2 protein-coding genes are annotated in these 3,458 nt (G+C 30.1%); both read right to left on the bottom strand.

Annotation, left to right across the window (positions count from 1 at the left end; all coding sequences use genetic code 11):
• Nucleotides 1–981 precede the first annotated feature (981 nt).
• The gene (locus tag RINTHH_RS06420) at nucleotides 982–1,164 is read right to left on the bottom strand and encodes a hypothetical protein (protein ID WP_008234401.1); all 183 of its coding nucleotides are present in this window, start codon (nucleotides 1,162–1,164) and stop codon (nucleotides 982–984) included.
• Nucleotides 1,165–1,254: 90 nt separating this feature from the next.
• Entirely contained in the window at nucleotides 1,255–2,835 is a 1,581-nt protein-coding gene (locus RINTHH_RS06415) for a helix-turn-helix domain-containing protein (protein ID WP_008234399.1), read from the bottom strand.
• Between the last annotated feature and the right edge of the window lie 623 nt (nucleotides 2,836–3,458).

The following is a 3,458-nucleotide window of genomic DNA, read 5'->3' as shown; positions in this document are numbered from 1 at the left end:
ACAGAAAAACTAACTATATATCTATGATATTGAATTTAAAATTCTAGATCAATATATATAATGATATATTATAAATAAGAGAGTTAAAAAATCTTTAAGTGAGAGTCTTATGATCTAGCTTTTGATAGAAAATAACCAACTAATAGTATCATAAACTTTCATTATGTCCTAGTCAGTATTATTTAGTAGAATGCTTCAAGTTTTAATATTAATAGAAGAGTTATAAAAATTTTAAGATGCTTGGCTTTGATTAGAAAAATTTACACTAACTTGTAGTTTAGGGAATGTTAATAATTTATTTATAACTCTTCATATTTCATTCTTAGCATTCTTTTTTTTAGTAAAGTTTATGTATATTTACATATTTATAATATCTCCAAAAACTTGGTAAATCCCCACTGAAAATGAGAATTTATGTATTTTAATGTAAAGAATTGTCCTATAGAGAAAAAAATAATTGAATACCTAAGGAAAAACCTTTTCAATTAGGTTTGAACAACTTATGATTTTACACTAACGGTAATTTTTTTATCAATATTTTGGCAATACTTAATGCTAACAAACAGCATTATAATCATAGTTTCTTAGAGTAATTAGATAAATAATCTAATTACAAAAATATAGTTTTAATTTTAGCTATATTTATAGGTATAATATATATTTAGGAATAAGAATTTAGTTATCTCACATCTTTATTCATATATAATTTTTCTATATATATATAAGTGAAAATTTATCTGCTATTAAAGAAGTAAGATCATTCATTATGAGGGAGTAAAGTTATTGCGAAGTCTATTTACTTGCAAATTGTACCTTAAGAACTTATGTTAATTATAACAAAGCTTCATGCGTACATTTTACTCCCTATACTAAGTTTAGCCTTATAAGAATCCCTTCAAAGAGCAAGCATAAATGTAATTAGTATCATGATAGCTTGCCATCTTGGAAAATTTTAAGAATTGGGATACTCAGACAAGCATATTATGTGTCATTTTCTGATTGTCTAGTTTGTCGTTCAATAGTTTCAATAGCAGCATTCATAGCAGCTATTCTTGCTTCTAAGCTATCTCTAATCATTTTCAAGAAGTGCAATTTGCGTTCCTGGTGAACTGCAATGGAGTTTTTATCAAAACTACAGAAAGGATAACCCCAAAAAGGAAACATAACTCATTCCTAAAATAAACTTCTACTAATATCTTGACTTGATTTATATTAATTGGAGATAAATAATCCATGAAAAATCATAATTCCCTCCTAAGCAATATTCAAAACCTTCCGTAGTAGTGCTTGGTCTCTCACTTTGGCTTTTAAACGACCATTTTCAATATCACGAATCCAACTTTGGCTTTTACCCGCTAATTGTGCTAACTCCCTCTGAGAAAGACTGAGTTTTTTCCTAGCTTGACAAATTTTTTCTCCTAATAAACCGCTAGTACTCTTATTATTCTTTTTGTACTTATTTTCTCGTGGTTTCCTATCAGACTTAGTTATCTGATACTCCCATTCTGGAGGTAATTCAAAAGATAATATCCTTGCGTTCATAAGTTGATTCCATTTGCCACGCGGTCCTGTATCTGTGAGGCGATTATTTGCACCAGCATCATTAATCCAAAATTCCAAAGCTTCATCTGGATCTTCAGGAATATCTATTAACTTAGCCCATAACGGTTGTATTTCAGTTGGATAAGTCACAGGATCGAATACTACTTTTATTCCATAGTGATTGAGAACCTCCAAATCTTTCTCAAATGTCCTTAATAAGCGTTTACGATCATGCCTATGGGTGGAGGCTATAGCAACTTTTTCCTCGCCATAAGCAATACGCATCAGGGTAGGAACCATAATTCGCTGATCTTTACCCATTTTTACCTTAAATAGCAACCATAGCATTAACCTAGCAGTCCCCTCATGTTGTTGCCAAATGCTCATGACGTTAGTTAATAGCGTCTTAGGAAGGTTACCATATTGATAAAATGCTCTCCTATCTTTACATCCTTGCCTATTAAGGAAGTGTTTTGCCCAAATACCTACTTTAACTTTGAAAGTAATACCTGTAAGGTATTGACAACCCTCTTTATCTTCTTGAAAGTAGTTTTTCATTTCCTGTAAGTGCCATAAGGGTTTGCCAGCAAATGAAAACTCCTTAATTCTACCTTGTGGAAACCATTTCACAGAAACCAATAAGGAACAAGCTTGTTGGAATAGTTTCCTTATTAAATTCAGTTTAAAAAATTTACTTAGATCTTTACGTTTTTCTAATCCCAAATATTTTTCAATTTGGCGATCATCAATAGTAAATATTTGTTCCCAAGGTTGATCAAGGGTAGTAGCATAAGCGGCCAAAACTAAGTGCAGGCAAGCTGCTCTAAGATCTATATTTTCTAGTTGTTCCAGTTCAGTAATATTCTCATGAGGAGAATCTGCAATATGAAAAATGATTTCACCCTTACCTTGGTTAATTTGTCTGCGGTAAAAAAATCTTCCTCCATCATCAATTTCCCAAGTTAGAGAAGACCGCTGTGCCAAAATATTGCAACCTTCCCAAATTACTATTGATGATGCAAAAAAATTAGTTCTGCCATTAGCAAATAAATCTGGACTTGTAGCCTCTCTTGGCTCAACCTTGCATCTACCTTTTTTTGCTTGCAAGGGGATAGGGGAATTATTGGGACATACAGTTGCACATTGTGGTTTTGGATAGTAGCCTTTACAATCATTGCAAAGAGAAGGATCTATCCAATACTTGTTATTTTCTATTTTAATTGCACCCATAGGACATTGAAGGCGACAATTATCACATCCAAGGCAACTTTTATTGCGAATTGTATAAGGCATAAGGCTATTGCCACTTTGCTCATCTAGATATTTAGCTTTAGTACTTCTCGGATGTGTCTTTACTGTTTCAATCCTTTTCCTTTACTCTTAATTACATTATTTTGATAATACATTTTGATAATATATAAATTTGTTATCCACTATCAAAATCAATCAAACTGATTATTCAAAATTAAAATCTAATAAAAAATAAATATTTTTGCATTGAGTCAAATTTTTAATATTTTTCTCCATATGTTTCATATGCTTATTCATAAATGCCTTTACCATATGTAAATAAATCATTTATGGCTTCTATCTTACTCACTCTCTAATGGTTTTATATTACTTCTATAAGTAAATTGCTATGATTAGCATCAGCTAAAATAAATAATAAGATATAGCTGAAAGTAACTTTTGTTAAAAAAGAACATGGTTAATATAAAATATTCCAATAGAAGTTACTTTTCTTAGCATTATTATACTTATATATAAATTTTTAATCAACAAAAATATGGTATCTATTGCAGTGAAATAAATACTATATAAGAGTATAAAATCTCTGGTATTTAGGAAAATAATTTACAGTACTTGACTAGTATATATCAAAAGGTTAATTCTACGATTTTATTATTTATAACCAG

It is taken from the genome of Richelia intracellularis HH01, assembly GCF_000350105.1.
Taxonomy (GTDB): Bacteria; Cyanobacteriota; Cyanobacteriia; order Cyanobacteriales; family Nostocaceae; genus Richelia; species Richelia intracellularis.
Note: the sequence above shows the minus strand (reverse complement) of the source record. Positions and strands in the feature narration are given on the sequence as shown.

What these genes read in the sequence shown, in the direction of transcription:
- RINTHH_RS06420 (WP_008234401.1), bottom strand. Translation starts at nt 1,164, where the DNA reads ATGTTTCCTTTTTGGGGTTATCCTTTCTGTAGTTTTGATAAAAACTCC.
- RINTHH_RS06415 (WP_008234399.1), bottom strand. Translation starts at nt 2,835, where the DNA reads ATGCCTTATACAATTCGCAATAAAAGTTGCCTTGGATGTGATAATTGT.